Consider the following 14,727-nt stretch of genomic DNA (forward strand, 5'->3'; position numbering starts at 1 on the left):
GCAGTTTCAAGCTTCAAGCTGCAAGCTGCAAGCCAGATGCGTGTACTGCTTTTCGTTTTTACTTGGAGCTTTAAGCTTACAGCGTGCCGCTGCTGTCGTGTCGTTCGGCGACGCCGATGCAAATGGACATGATCAGTTTCAATTCTTTCTGCACGGTGCTGAGGGACACGTTCAGTTCGTCAGCGATTTCCTGGTAGCTGTTGCCGTGCAGGCGGCTGAGAATAAAAATCTGCTGCTGACGCGGGCTGAGTTGACTGAGGCTCACGTTCAAGCGCTCCAGCAGTTGTTCGGCGTGGGCGGCGTCTTCGGCGCTGCTGGCAGGGGCGGCGATGCTGTGCACAACGTCTTGCGGCACGTCATCGACCATCGTCCGTGAATGAATCTTGCGCGCGCGCAAATGATCCAGCGCCAGATTGCGCGCGGTCTGGAAGACAAAAGGTTCGAGGTGATCGATGGCCCGCTCGCTCAGCGCCCGCGTCACGCGCAGGTAGGTCTCCTGCAACAGGTCTTCAGCGGTGCTGTGATTGTTGACCATCCGTTCCAGCGTGCGCAGCAAGGACGTGCGCTGGGTGAGGAAGACGTGGTTGAAGCGCGATTGACTCACGGGGGAACCTGATCCATTTCGAGCGAATGATAATGCTTATCATCTAGTTGAATGGTCAAGTATTGTTTTGTGATCGACGCAGATAAATGTAGGAGCTGCCGAAGGCTGCGATCTTTTGATCTTAAAAACAAGATCAAAAGATCGCAGCCTTCGGCAGCTCCTACCTGGATTTACGTTAGGCCATCAGGTGAGCGCACCCCGCCAATGTCGGATTACTCGGCGTTACACAGCGCCAGGCAGTTATCCAGCATGCGGTTCGAGAACCCCCATTCGTTGTCGTACCAGGCCAGCACCTTCAGCAGTTTGCCGCTGGATTTGGTGTGGTTGGCGTCGAAGATCGACGACAGCGGGTTGTGGTTGAAGTCGCTGGACACCAGCGGCAGGGTGTTGAAACCGAGAATCTTCGAGTGCTGGCTCGCAGACTTCATCAGCGCGTTGACCTCTTCGGCGCTGGCTTCTTTTTTCAGCTGTACGGTCAAATCCACCAGCGACACATTGATCACCGGTACACGCACCGCCATGCCGGTCAGTTTGCCGGCCAGTTCCGGCAGCACCAGGCCCACTGCTTCAGCGGCGCCGGTCTTGCTCGGGATCATGTTCTGCGTGGCCGAACGCGCGCGATACGGGTCGGTGTGATAGACGTCGGTCAGGTTCTGATCGTTGGTGTAGGCATGAATGGTGGTCATCAGACCGCTTTCGATGCCCAGCTCACGGTGCAGCACTTGCGCCACCGGTGCCAGGCAGTTGGTGGTGCACGAAGCGTTGGAGATGATCTGGTGCGACTGGCGCAGAATGTCGTGGTTCACACCATATACGACGGTGGCGTCGGCGCCTTTGGCCGGGGCCGAGATGATCACTTTGCGCGCGCCGGCAGTAATATGCGCGGCCGCTTTGGCGCGATCGGTAAAGAGACCGGTGCATTCGAACACCACATCAATCTTTTCCGCCGCCCATGGCAGTTCGGCCGGGTTGCGAATGGCGCTGACCGCAATGCGGTCGCCGTTGACGGTCAGGCTTTCATTGTCATGTTCGACTTGCGCGTCAAACGTGCCGTGAACGGTGTCGTATTTGAGCAGATGGGCATTGATCGAGCTGTCGCCCAGATCATTGATGGCGACGATCTGCAAATCCTGTCGATAGCCTTGGGTATACAGTGCGCGCAGGACATTACGGCCGATGCGGCCAAAACCATTGATTGCGATTCGTAGAGTCATGGAACAGCGCCGCCGTCGTTTTGTTGTTGGAATTACAAGATTATTCGCATAAAAATAGAAAACAAGCCTTTTTAGTGGCAATATTTTGTTTTATCTACAACGAGTGACCTGAATCAACTGGTCCGATTGGTCAAAAAAGCCGTCTGTCATTCCAACAACAACGGCGTTTGATCAGCATAGACAATCAGGTCGCCACATCCGTTAGCCTGGAGTTCTACACATGCATCCCCGCGTTCTTGAGGTCACCGAACGGCTTATCGCCCGCAGCCGCGCCACGCGTCAGGCTTACCTTGCATTGATTCGCGGCGCCGCCACTGACGGGCCGATGCGCGGCAAGCTGCAATGCGCCAACTTCGCCCACGGCGTGGCCGGTTGCGGCAGTGAAGACAAACACAGCTTGCGGATGATGAACTCGGCGAACATCGCCATTGTTTCTTCGTATAACGACATGCTCTCGGCGCACCAGCCGTACGAAGTGTTCCCGGAGCAGATCAAAAACGCCTTGCGCGAAATCGGCTCGGTCGGCCAGTTCGCCGGCGGCACCCCGGCGATGTGCGACGGCGTGACCCAGGGCGAGCCGGGCATGGAACTGAGCCTGCCGAGCCGCGAAGTGATCGCCATGTCGACCGCTGTGGCGCTGTCGCACAACATGTTCGACGGTGCGCTGATGCTCGGCATCTGCGACAAGATCGTCCCGGGTTTGATGATGGGCTCGCTGCGTTTCGGTCACTTGCCGACGATTTTCGTGCCGGGCGGGCCGATGGTCTCGGGGATTTCCAACAAGGAAAAAGCCGACGTCCGCCAGAAGTACGCCGAAGGCAAAGCCACCCGCGAAGAGCTGCTGGAATCGGAGATGAAGTCCTACCACAGCCCGGGCACCTGCACGTTCTACGGCACCGCCAACACCAACCAGTTGCTGATGGAAGTCATGGGCCTGCACTTGCCGGGCGCTTCTTTCGTCAACCCGAACACGCCGCTGCGTGATGCGCTGACCCGCGAAGCCGCGCATCAAGTCACGCGCCTGACCAAACAGAACGGCAACTTCATGCCGATCGGCGAAATCGTCGACGAGAAGTCGCTGGTCAACTCGATTGTGGCGTTGCACGCCACCGGCGGCTCGACCAACCACACCCTGCACATGCCGGCCATCGCCATGGCCGCAGGCATTCAACTGACCTGGCAGGACATGGCCGACCTCTCCGAAGTCGTGCCGACCCTGAGCCACGTCTACCCGAACGGCAAAGCCGACATCAACCACTTCCAGGCGGCGGGCGGCATGTCGTTCCTGATCCGCGAACTGCTCGGCGCCGGTCTGCTGCACGAAGACGTCAACACGGTGCTCGGTCACGGCTTGAGCAAGTACACCAAAGAACCGTTCCTTGATAACGGCGAGCTGGTCTGGCGCGAAGGCCCGGTCGACAGCCTCGACGAAAACATCCTGCGTCCGGTCGCTCGTGCGTTCTCGCAGGAAGGCGGTTTGCGCGTTATGGAAGGCAACCTCGGGCGCGGTGTGATGAAAGTGTCTGCGGTGGCGTTGGAAAACCAGATCGTCGAAGCACCGGCGATGGTGTTCCAGGATCAACAGGATCTGGCCGACGCGTTCAAGGCTGGTTTGCTGGAAAAAGATTTTGTCGCCGTGATGCGCTTCCAGGGCCCGCGCTCCAACGGCATGCCCGAGCTGCACAAGATGACGCCGTTCCTCGGTGTGCTGCAGGATCGCGGCTTCAAAGTCGCGCTGGTGACTGACGGACGCATGTCCGGTGCCTCGGGGAAAATCCCGGCGGCGATTCACGTCAGCCCCGAAGCTTATGTCGGTGGCGCTTTGGCACGCGTGCAAGAGGGCGATATCATCCGCGTCGATGGCGTCAAAGGCACCTTGGAACTCAAGGTCGATGCCGACGAATTTGCAGCGCGCGAACCTGCCAAAGGCCTGTTGGGCAACAACATCGGCAGCGGACGCGAACTGTTTGGCTTCATGCGCATGGCCTTCAGCTCGGCGGAGCAGGGCGCCAGCGCCTTCACTTCTGCCCTGGAGACGCTTAATTGAAACTGGCTTTGGTCGGTGACATCGGAGGCACCAACGCGCGATTTGCGTTGTGGAAAAACCAGCAACTGGAATCGGTTCAGGTGCTGGCCACGGCCGACCACGCCAGCCCGGAAGAGGCGATCAGCCTCTACCTGAGCGGGCTCGGTCTGGCGCCGGGTTCGATCGGTTCAGTGTGCCTGTCGGTGGCCGGCCCGGTCAGCGGTGATGAATTCAAGTTCACCAATAATCACTGGCGGCTGAGCCGTAAGGCGTTTTGCCAAACCTTGCAGGTCGAGCAGTTATTGCTGGTCAACGACTTCTCGGCGATGGCGCTGGGCATGACCCGTTTGCAGCCGGGCGAATTCCGCGTGGTTTGCGAAGGTACGCCGGAGCCGTTGCGCCCTGCGGTGGTGATCGGCCCGGGCACTGGTCTTGGCGTCGGTACTTTGCTTGATTTGGGTGAAGGTCGTTTTGCGGCGTTGCCGGGCGAGGGCGGTCACGTCGATCTGCCGCTGAGCAGCCCGCGTGAAACGCAATTGTGGCAGCACATTCACAATGAGATTGGCCATGTCAGCGCGGAAACCGCGTTGAGCGGAGGTGGATTGCCACGGGTTTACCGGGCGATCTGCGCGGTGGACGGACATGAACCGACACTCGATACGCCGGAAGCGATTACCGCAGCCGGGCTGGCGGGTGATCCGATTGCGCTGGAAGTGTTGGAGCAGTTCTGCTGCTGGCTCGGCCGTGTGGCCGGCAATAACGTGCTGACCACGGGTGGGCGTGGCGGGGTGTATATCGTTGGCGGGGTGATTCCACGCTTTGCCGATTTCTTCCTCGAAAGCGGTTTTGCCCGTAGCTTCGCTGACAAAGGGTGCATGAGCGATTACTTCAAAGGCATTCCGGTGTGGCTGGTGACAGCGCCGTATTCTGGCCTCGTTGGCGCGGGTGTGGCCCTCGAACAGGCTTGATACCGAGTCACCTTCATCGCTGGCAAGCCAGCTCCCACAGGTTTTGTGAACGACACAGATCCTTGTGGGAGCTGGCTTGCCAGCGATGAGGCCAGAACAGACAACAAATCTCCAAGGTTCATCAGGCATAATCCGCCCCAATTCCAACAACAAGGATGCCTTCGAAGTGAGCTCAGTCAACAAGTCGATATTGTTGGTCGATGACGACCAGGAAATACGCGAGTTGCTGGAAACCTACCTGACCCGCGCCGGGTTTCAGGTGCGGGCCACCGCCGATGGCGCCAGTTTCCGTCAGGCACTCAATGAAGCGCCGAGCGATCTGGTGATCCTCGATGTCATGCTCCCCGACGAAGACGGCTTCAGCTTGTGCCGCTGGGTGCGTCAGCATCCGCGTCAGGCGCAGGTGCCGATCATCATGCTCACCGCCAGTTCCGACGAAGCCGACCGCGTGATCGGACTCGAACTCGGCGCTGACGACTACCTCGGCAAACCCTTCAGCCCGCGCGAACTGCAAGCGCGGATCAAAGCCCTGCTGCGCCGCGCGCAATTCGGCCAGGAACGTAACGGCAGCGAAGTACTGGCGTTCGATGAATGGCGGCTGGACATGGTCAGCCATCGTCTCTTTCACACCGACGGCGAAGAAGTGATTCTCTCCGGCGCCGACTTCGCCCTGCTGAAACTGTTCCTCGATCACCCGCAGGAAATCCTCGACCGCGACACCATCGGCAACGCCACCCGGGGCCGCGATCTGATGCCACTCGATCGCATCGTCGACATGGCCGTCAGCCGTTTGCGCCAGCGTCTGCGCGACACGGAAAAACCGCCACGACTGATCCGCACCGTACGTGGCAGCGGCTATCAACTGGCAGCCAACGTGGTTGCCGGCAATGGTCACTGAGTCGCTGCGCAAACTCGCCGCCAAGGTACCGGTGCCGCGCTCGCTGCTCGGGCGGATGTTGCTGCTGACCTTGCTCGCCGTGCTGTTCGCGCAGACGTTATCCAGCGTGATCTGGGTCTCGCAACTGCGCGCCACCCAGCTCGAAGGTCTGGTCACCAGCGCCCGCAGCCTCGCCCATTCGATGACCGCCAGCGTCAGTTATTTCCGCTCGTTGCCGGTGGCTTACCGGCCATTGGTGCTCGATCAGTTGCGCAGCATGGGCGGCACCCGCTTCGTGGTAACGCTCAACGACAAACCGCTGGGCATGGACGTGCTGCCGGTAACACCGCGTAAAGCCGCGGTGATGAAAGCGGTCGACGAAGTGCTGCGCCAGACCTTGGGCCATGACACCGATATTTCGGTGACCTTTGTCAGCCCCGAAGATCTGCGAATCTTCAATGCCGGGCTGAAACTCGATGAGCTGCCACGCTCCTGGGCGCATTACGCGCTGACCCTCGAGCCGGTGAACCCGCCCGTGCTGGTCACGCAAATCCAGATGGCACCGGGCGAATGGCTGTACATCGCTTCTTTGCTCCCGGAGCCGTACACCAGCCTCGAAGAACAAGGCCTGCCGTCGCAACAGGTGTGGTTCATCGTCCTCACCAGCGGTTTTCTGCTGCTGTTCATCGGTGTGCTGGTGCACTGGCAGAGCCGACCGCTCAAGCGCTTGGCACGGGCCGCGCGGGACATGTCGCTGGGCGCCGACGTCGAGCCGGTGGCTGAAGGCGGCGGCAGTGAAGTGGTCGAAGTGGGCCGCGCCTTCAACAGCATGCGCGAGCGCATCAGCCGTTACCTGACCGAGCGCAGCCAGTTGTTCAGCGCGATTTCCCATGACTTGCGCACGCCGATCACCCGTTTGCGTTTGCGCGTGGAATTGCTTGAAGACGAACAGCTGCAAGCCAAGTTCGGCCGCGATCTGGATGAGTTGGAGTTGCTGGTCAAAGGCGCGCTGCAATGCGTGAAAGACACCGACATCCACGAGAACATCGAGCCGGTGGACCTTAACCATGTGCTGGATTGTCTGGTCGAGCCGTATCTGGCGCCGAACGGCAATGGTCGCGTGACTCAGCATGGTCGGGCGCTGGCGGCGTATCCGGGCAAGCCTCTGGCGTTGAAGCGTTGTATCGGCAACCTGATCGACAACGCGTTGAAGTATGGGCAGAACGCGCATCTGCACATCGATGACGATGACAGCGCGTTCGTCTTGCATGTCGATGATGAAGGGCCGGGTGTGCCCGAGCAGCGGCTGGAGCAGGTGTTTGAGCCGCACTTCCGGTTGGCGGGGCAGCAGCAGGGGTATGGGCTGGGGTTGGGGATTGCGCGCAATATTGCTCACAGTCATGGCGGCGAAGTGACGTTGCAGAATTTGCGTGAGGGTGGGTTGCGGGTGACTCTGCAATTGCCGCGTTCCGCGGACTGAAGATCAACAGATCGCAGCCTTCGGCAGCTCCTACACTGATCCCTGTAGGGGCTGCCGAAGGCTGCGATCTTTTGACTTTGCTCTTGCCAATGTCACTGGCTAGTGACAAAACCCGCCCCCTTCGTTACAAGCCCATCCCGGCCCGTTGTTTAGACTCCGCGCAGTCATAACAACAAAAAAGGCCACCCATGGATCGCTTCCAACCCGGCTTCAGCAGTTGGCTGAACGCCCCTGCCCACCAGCAATGGCTCGCCGCTGAAGGCCTGCGCCTGCTGGATTTCGCCAAGGCAGCAAAACTGCCGCAAGGCTTCGGCAACCTCGACGAACGCGGCCGTCTGCCCGCGAACGCGCAAGCCGAAACCATGAACACCGCGCGCATGACCCACAGCTTTGCCATGGCCCATATTCAGGGCCTACCGGGTTTTGCCGAACTGGTCGATCACGGCATCGCCGCCCTGCGTGGGCCGTTGCGTGATGCGTTGCACGGTGGCTGGTTTGCGGTCGCCGAACACCGCGACGACAACACCGGCAAGAACGCCTACCTGCATGCTTTCGTCGCGCTGGCCGCGAGTTCCGCGGTGGTCGCCAAACGTCCCGGCGCCCAAGCGTTACTCGATGATGCCATCGACATCATCGACACCTATTTCTGGAGCGAAGAAGAGGGCGCCATGCGCGAGTTCTTCAATCGCGACTGGAGCGAAGAAGAAGCCTATCGCGGCGCCAACAGCAACATGCACGCCACCGAAGCATTCCTCGCACTGGCCGATGTCACCGAAGACCCGCGCTGGCTGGTGCGTGCGCAACGCATCGTCGAGCGGGTGATCCACGGTCACGCTGCCGCCAACGGTTACATGGTCATCGAGCACTTCGATCGCGACTGGCAACCGTTGCGCGAGTACAACCACGACAATCCCGCTGACGGTTTCCGCCCCTACGGCACCACGCCGGGCCACGGTTTCGAATGGGCGCGGTTGCTGTTACACCTCGAAGCCGCGCGGGTCCAGGCTGGCATGCTCACCCCCGGCTGGCTGGCGACCGACGCGCAGAAACTCTTTGAGAACAACTGCCGCAACGGCTGGAACGTCGATGGTTTGCCGGGCATCGTCTACACCCTCGACTGGGGCAACAAAGCCGTGGTCCGCCATCGTCTGCACTGGACGCACGCCGAGGCCAGCGCGGCTGCCAGTGCCTTGCTCAAACGCACCGGCGATGCGCAATACGAAAGCTGGTACCGGCTGTTCTGGGAATTCTGCGAAGTGAACTTCATCGATCGTTGCGACGGCAGCTGGCATCACGAACTCAACCCGCAAAACGTGCCAAGTGCCGATATCTGGCCGGGTAAACCCGATCTGTATCATGCCTGGCAAGCCGTGCTGATCCCTCGTCTACCCTTGTCACCGAGTATGGCGACTGCTTTAGCGCAGTTGTCTCAGGGTTCTCCTGTGTAACCATGTGGTGACATTCGCGCGTCCCTTCGTTACCTGCGAAGGGAAACGTCCTGTTTAAACTCCTGTGCAGCGCAAGCACCAGACTTGCATGCATAACAACAAGAAAGGTACATCTCAGATGAATGCGATTTCTCGCCTCGCTACTGTCATTTCTGTCGCCTCCCTGTTCCCGCTCGCAATTCTGCCTCTCAGTGTTTCCGCTGCCGAATCCAAAGGTTCGGTCGAAGTCGTGCACTGGTGGACGTCCGGTGGCGAAAAAGCCGCTGTTGATGTGCTCAAGGCGCAAGTCGAAAAAGACGGTTTCACCTGGAAAGACGGCGCTGTCGCCGGTGGTGGCGGTGCCACTGCCATGACCGTGCTGAAAAGCCGTGCAGTCGCCGGCAACCCGCCTGGCGTTGCGCAGATCAAAGGCCCGGACATCCAGGAATGGGCGTCGACCGGCCTGCTCGACACCGACGTGCTGAAAGACGTCGCCAAGTCGGAAAAGTGGGACAGCCTGCTCGACAAGAAAGTCTCCGATACCGTGAAGTACGACGGTGATTACGTGGCCGTACCGGTGAACATTCACCGCGTGAACTGGCTGTGGATCAACCCGGAAGTCTTCAAGAAAGCCGGTATCACCAAGAACCCGACCACCCTCGAAGAATTCTACGCTGCGGGCGACAAGCTCAAGGCTGCGGGCTTCATTCCGCTGGCGCACGGCGGTCAGCCTTGGCAGGACAGCACCGTGTTCGAAGCCGTGGTGCTTTCGGTCATGGGTGTCGATGGTTACAAGAAAGCCCTGGTTGATCTGGACAACGGCGCGCTGACCGGCCCGGAAATGGTCAAGGCGCTGACCGAGCTGAAGAAAGTCGCGACCTACATGGACGCCGACGGCAAAGGTCAGGACTGGAACCTGGAAGCGGCCAAAGTCATCAACGGCAAGGCCGGCATGCAGATCATGGGTGACTGGGCCAAGTCCGAATGGACCGCCGCGAAGAAAATCGCCGGCAAGGATTACCAGTGCGTAGCCTTCCCGGGTACCGACAAGGCCTTCACCTACAACATCGACTCGCTGGCCGTGTTCAAGCAGAAGGACGCAGGCACTGCAGCCGGTCAGCAGGACATCGCCAAAGTCGTACTGGGTGAAAACTTCCAGAAAGTCTTCAGCATCAACAAAGGCTCGATCCCGGTTCGCAATGACATGTTGAACAACATGGAAGCGCTGGGCTTCGACTCCTGCGCACAGACTGCTGCCAAGGACTTCCTGGCTGACGCCAAATCCGGCGGCCTGCAACCAAGCATGGCGCACAACATGGCAACCACGCTGGCCGTGCAAGGCGCGTTCTTTGATGTCGTGACCAACTACATCAACGACCCGAAAGCCGACCCGGCCGACACCGCCAAGAAACTCGGCGCAGCGATCAAGTCCGCCAAGTAATGCTTGGCCCCTGTAGGAGTGAGCCTGCTCGCGATAGCAGTTGGTCAGGTAACAGATTCATCAACTGACACACCGCAATCGCGAGCAGGCTCACTCCTACAAGGGGGCGAGTTGCCCAAGTAGTCCTTTTCTCTTGTACTGGATTTCCCCATGAGTTCTGTTGCTGTGTTCAGCAAGGCCTCGCCGTTCGATGCATTGCAGCGCTGGCTACCAAAACTGGTGCTGGCGCCGAGCATGTTCATCGTTCTGGTGGGCTTCTATGGCTACATCCTGTGGACGTTCGTGCTGTCGTTCACCACCTCGACTTTCCTGCCCAACTACAAGTGGGCTGGCCTGGCGCAGTACGCTCGGTTGTTCGACAACGATCGCTGGTGGGTCGCGAGCAAAAACCTCGCGGTGTTCGGCGGTATGTTCATCGGCATCACTTTGGTGATCGGCGTGTTGCTGGCGGTGTTCCTCGACCAGCGCATCCGTCGCGAAGGCTTTATCCGCACCATTTACCTGTACCCGATGGCGCTCTCGATGATCGTGACCGGTACCGCGTGGAAATGGCTGCTCAACCCGGGCATGGGCCTGGACAAATTGTTGCGTGACTGGGGCTGGGAAGGCTTCCGTCTCGACTGGCTGATCGACCCTGATCGCGTGGTGTATTGCCTGGTGATCGCCGCTGTCTGGCAAGCCTCGGGTTTCATCATGGCGATGTTCCTCGCCGGCCTGCGTGGCGTTGATCAATCGATCATCCGTGCCGCGCAGATCGATGGCGCGAGCATGCCGATGATCTACTGGAAAGTCGTGCTGCCAAGCCTGCGTCCGGTGTTTTTCAGCGCGGTGATGATTCTGGCGCACATCGCGATCAAGAGCTTCGACCTGGTCGCGGCGATGACCGCCGGTGGCCCGGGTTATTCCTCCGACCTGCCCGCGATGTTCATGTACTCCTTCACCTTCAGTCGCGGCCAGATGGGCATGGGCTCGGCCAGTGCGATTCTGATGCTCGGTGCGATCCTCGCGATCATCGTGCCTTACCTGTATTCCGAGCTGAGGACCAAGCGCAATGACTAGTCTCGCTGCCAAACCTGCTATCAGCCTGAGTCGCATCGCGATCTACGCGGTGCTGATTTTCGCGGTGTTCCTGTATCTGGTGCCGCTGGTGGTGATGTTGCTGACCAGCTTCAAGACCCCGGAAGACATCAGCACCGGCAACCTGTTGAGCTGGCCGACCGTGGTCAGCGGCATCGGCTGGGTCAAGGCCTGGGCCACGGTTGACGGTTACTTCTGGAACTCGATCAAGATCACCGTTCCAGCCGTGATCATCTCCACCGGTATCGGTGCGTTGAACGGTTATGTGCTGTCGTTCTGGCGCTTCCGCGGTTCGCAGTTGTTCTTCGGTCTGCTGTTGTTCGGCTGCTTCCTGCCGTTCCAGACCGTGCTGCTGCCGGCCTCGTTCACCCTCGGCAAAATGGGCCTGGCGAGCACCACCACCGGCCTGGTGTTTATCCACGTGGTTTACGGTCTGGCGTTCACCACGCTGTTCTTCCGTAACTACTACGTGAGCATTCCGGATGCGCTGGTGAAAGCCGCACGCCTTGATGGCGCGGGTTTCTTCACGATTTTCCGGCGAATCATTCTGCCGATGTCGACGCCGATCATCATGGTCTGCCTGATCTGGCAGTTCACCCAGATCTGGAACGACTTCCTGTTCGGTGTGGTGTTCTCCAGCGGTGATTCGCAGCCGATTACGGTAGCGCTGAACAACCTGGTCAACACCAGCACCGGCGCCAAGGAATACAACGTTGATATGGCAGCGGCGATGATCGCCGGCCTGCCGACCCTGCTGGTCTATGTGGTCGCAGGCAAGTATTTCGTGCGCGGGCTGACGGCCGGCGCAGTCAAGGGGTAATCATGGCAACGCTCGAACTTCGCAACGTAAACAAGACCTACGGTGCCGGCCTACCGGACACCCTGAAGAACATCGAACTGTCGATCAAGGAAGGCGAATTCCTGATCCTCGTCGGCCCGTCGGGCTGCGGCAAATCGACGTTGATGAACTGCATCGCCGGTCTGGAAACCATCACCGGCGGCGCGATCATGATCGGTGATCAGGACGTCAGCGGCATGAGCCCGAAGGATCGCGACATCGCCATGGTGTTCCAGTCCTACGCGCTGTACCCGACCATGAGCGTGCGCGAGAACATCGAATTCGGCCTGAAAATTCGCAAGATGCCGCAGGCGGCAATCGACGAAGAAGTCGCGCGTGTGGCCAAGCTGCTGCAGATCGAACACTTGCTGAACCGCAAGCCGGGTCAGCTCTCCGGTGGTCAGCAACAGCGTGTGGCGATGGGCCGTGCGCTGGCGCGTCGACCGAAGATTTATCTGTTCGACGAACCGCTGTCCAACCTCGACGCCAAGCTGCGTGTCGAGATGCGCACCGAAATGAAACTGATGCACCAGCGCCTGAAAACCACCACGGTCTACGTGACCCACGACCAGATCGAAGCGATGACTCTGGGCGACAAGGTTGCGGTGATGAAGGACGGCATCATTCAGCAGTTCGGCACGCCGAAAGAGATCTACAACGACCCGGCCAACCTGTTCGTCGCGAGCTTCATCGGTTCGCCGCCGATGAACTTCATCCCGCTACGCCTGCAACGCAAGGACGGTCGTCTGCTGGCGCTGCTCGACAGCGGCCAGGCCCGTTGCGAGCTGCCGATGAGCATGCAGGACGCCGGTCTCGAAGATCGCGAAGTGATCCTCGGTCTGCGCCCTGAGCAGATCGTTCTGGCGAACGGCGAGGGCAACGGCCTGCCGAGCATTCGTGCCGAAGTGCAGGTCACCGAGCCGACTGGTCCGGACACGCTGGTGTTCGTCAATCTGAATGAAACCAAAGTCTGCTGCCGTCTGGCGCCGGACGTGGCACCGCAGGTGGGCGAAAGCCTGACGCTGCAATTCGATCCGTCGAAAGTGTTGTTGTTTGATGCCAAGACCGGCGAGCGCCTCGGCACTGCCGGCCAACCGCAGACCGATGCGCGGTCTGCGAACGTGGCGCAATTCAAAGGCCGCTGAATATTTGATGTAGGAGAGGGCTTTTGTGGCGAGGGGATTTATCCCCGATGGTCTGCGCAGCAGACCCGGCTTTTGGGGCCGCTTCGCAGCCCATCGGGGATAAATCCCCTCGCCACAGGGCTCACTCCTACAAAGGAGCACGCGGTGGATTGCCTGTAATCCATCGCAATTTATGTAAACCGCGTTAGATAAAAACAGTTAATAACAATAAAGACGAGGATGTAGGGATGAAAATGAAACACGTCAATGCCCGGTTGATCTGCCAAGTGTCAGCTGCGGCGGCATTGGTGCTGGCCGGTAACGCCATGGCGGCGGATGCCTTCAGCTCCGATTCGAAATGGATGACCGGTGACTGGGGTGGCGAGCGGACCAAGCTGATCGAGCAGGGTATCGACATCAAGGCCGACTACGTTGGGGAAGTCGGTGGCAACCTGAACGGTGGCTACAACGACGACAAGACCGCGCGTTACGCTGACCAGTTCGGTCTGGGCGTGGCACTCGATCTGCAAAAGCTGTGGGGCTGGGATAACACCCAGGCGAAGATCCAACTGACCAACCGTAACGGCTACAACATCTCCAACGACCGCGTTGGCGATCCGCGTGCCGGCACCCTGAGCTCCTCGCAGGAAGTTTACGGTCGTGGCCACATGGTGCGTCTGACCCAATTGTGGATTCAGCACCAGTTCTTCGACAACAAACTCGACGTCAAGGCCGGTTACTTCGGTGAAGGCGAAGACTTCAACACCTTCCCGTGCGACTTCCAGAACCTGGCGTTCTGTGGCTCCCAAGTGGGTAACTGGGCCACCAACATCTGGTACAACTGGCCGGTTAGCCAGGCTGCCATCCGCGTGAAGTACAACATCAACGACGAGCTCTACGCGCAAATCGGTGCGTACAACCAGAATCCGTCGCAGCTGGAACACGGCAACGGCTTCAAACTCAGCGGCAGCGGCACCAAAGGTACCGTTCTTCCGGTTGAATTGGTCTGGTCGCCGAAGGTCAACAGCCTGCCGGGCGAATACCGCGTCGGTTACTACAAGAGCACGGCCGATGCCGACGACGTTCGCGAAGACGTCAACGGTTTCGACGCTGCTACCACTGGCGACGCCTACAAGTCTCACAGCAGCAAAAGTGGCTACTGGTTCGTCGCGCAACAGCAACTCACCAGCCACAACGGTGATGCCTCGCGCGGTCTGAACATCGCGGCCAACGCCACGTTCCACGACAAAGACACCAACTTCATCGACAACTACCAGTCGGTGATGTTTGTCTACAAAGGCCCGTTCGACGCGCGTCCGAAGGATGACGTCGGTATCGGCGCGGCACGTATCCACGTCAACGATGACGTGAAGAAAAACGCCGAGCTGCTGAACGTGTCCAACGGTGTGTCGGATTACGACAATCCGGTGTTCTCGCCGATTCGTGAAACCGAATACAACTACGAAATCAACTACGGCTTCCACGTCACCAATTGGCTGACCGTACGTCCTAACCTGCAATACATCACTCACCCGGGCGGTGTGGATGATGTGGACAACGCTTTGGTCGCTGGCCTGAAAATTCAGTCTACGTTCTGACGCGTCTGCGATAAGCTCCTCTCTATGTGCGCATATTTGCGGACAGCCAAGGC

General features: G+C 59.4%; 12 protein-coding genes. 10 read left to right on the top strand and 2 right to left on the bottom strand.

All coding sequences use genetic code 11. From position 1 onward, the window contains the following. Positions 1 to 76 precede the first annotated feature (76 nt). Together ACZZ0B_RS03720 and gap are read right to left on the bottom strand one after the other, a co-directional pair. A complete protein-coding gene (locus ACZZ0B_RS03720; RefSeq protein WP_158832205.1) occupies positions 77 to 604 on the bottom strand; it encodes an RNA polymerase sigma factor in 528 nt (175 codons plus the stop codon). Positions 605 to 816: 212 nt separating this feature from the next. Further along, entirely contained in the window at positions 817 to 1,818 is a 1,002-nt protein-coding gene (gene gap, locus ACZZ0B_RS03725; protein ID WP_007917884.1) for a type I glyceraldehyde-3-phosphate dehydrogenase, read from the bottom strand. Positions 1,819 to 2,038: 220 nt separating this feature from the next. Between gap and edd the strand changes: the two genes are divergently transcribed. The 10 genes from edd (at position 2,039) to ACZZ0B_RS03775 (ending at position 14,674) form a co-directional block, all read left to right on the top strand. Beyond that, the gene (gene edd / locus ACZZ0B_RS03730) at positions 2,039 to 3,865 is read left to right on the top strand and encodes a phosphogluconate dehydratase (RefSeq protein WP_008082799.1); all 1,827 of its coding nucleotides are present in this window, start codon (positions 2,039 to 2,041) and stop codon (positions 3,863 to 3,865) included. Beyond that, positions 3,862 to 4,812, top strand: a complete 951-nt coding sequence (locus tag ACZZ0B_RS03735) for a glucokinase (protein ID WP_440094640.1) — start codon at positions 3,862 to 3,864, stop codon at positions 4,810 to 4,812. The genes edd and ACZZ0B_RS03735 overlap by 4 nt, the downstream gene beginning before the upstream one ends. A 166-nt stretch (positions 4,813 to 4,978) precedes the next feature. Beyond that, positions 4,979 to 5,710 (top strand): response regulator, encoded by a 732-nt coding sequence (locus ACZZ0B_RS03740; protein ID WP_008082801.1) that lies wholly within the window; start codon positions 4,979 to 4,981, stop codon positions 5,708 to 5,710. Beyond that, positions 5,700 to 7,169, top strand: coding sequence for an ATP-binding protein (locus ACZZ0B_RS03745; protein WP_008082803.1), 1,470 nt, complete (start codon positions 5,700 to 5,702; stop codon positions 7,167 to 7,169). Before ACZZ0B_RS03740 ends, ACZZ0B_RS03745 begins: the two co-directional genes overlap by 11 nt. A gap of 188 nt (positions 7,170 to 7,357) precedes the next feature. Further along, complete coding sequence (locus ACZZ0B_RS03750; protein ID WP_463544395.1) at positions 7,358 to 8,617, top strand: D-mannose isomerase; 1,260 nt, start codon at positions 7,358 to 7,360, stop codon at positions 8,615 to 8,617. A gap of 118 nt (positions 8,618 to 8,735) precedes the next feature. Further along, the gene (locus ACZZ0B_RS03755) at positions 8,736 to 10,037 is read left to right on the top strand and encodes an ABC transporter substrate-binding protein (protein WP_158832197.1); all 1,302 of its coding nucleotides are present in this window, start codon (positions 8,736 to 8,738) and stop codon (positions 10,035 to 10,037) included. Positions 10,038 to 10,187: 150 nt separating this feature from the next. Continuing rightward, positions 10,188 to 11,096 (top strand): carbohydrate ABC transporter permease, encoded by a 909-nt coding sequence (locus ACZZ0B_RS03760; protein ID WP_008082808.1) that lies wholly within the window; start codon positions 10,188 to 10,190, stop codon positions 11,094 to 11,096. Next, complete coding sequence (locus tag ACZZ0B_RS03765) at positions 11,089 to 11,934, top strand: carbohydrate ABC transporter permease (RefSeq protein ID WP_008082809.1); 846 nt, start codon at positions 11,089 to 11,091, stop codon at positions 11,932 to 11,934. Before ACZZ0B_RS03760 ends, ACZZ0B_RS03765 begins: the two co-directional genes overlap by 8 nt. Before the next feature lie 2 nt (positions 11,935 to 11,936). Next, positions 11,937 to 13,097: an ABC transporter ATP-binding protein gene (locus ACZZ0B_RS03770; protein ID WP_123593657.1), complete on the top strand. Its 1,161-nt coding sequence runs from the start codon at positions 11,937 to 11,939 to the stop codon at positions 13,095 to 13,097. Positions 13,098 to 13,324: 227 nt separating this feature from the next. Next, positions 13,325 to 14,674: a carbohydrate porin gene (locus ACZZ0B_RS03775; RefSeq protein WP_008082811.1), complete on the top strand. Its 1,350-nt coding sequence runs from the start codon at positions 13,325 to 13,327 to the stop codon at positions 14,672 to 14,674. Positions 14,675 to 14,727: the final 53 nt, after the last annotated feature.

Source organism: Pseudomonas sp. AC247, assembly GCF_979258015.1.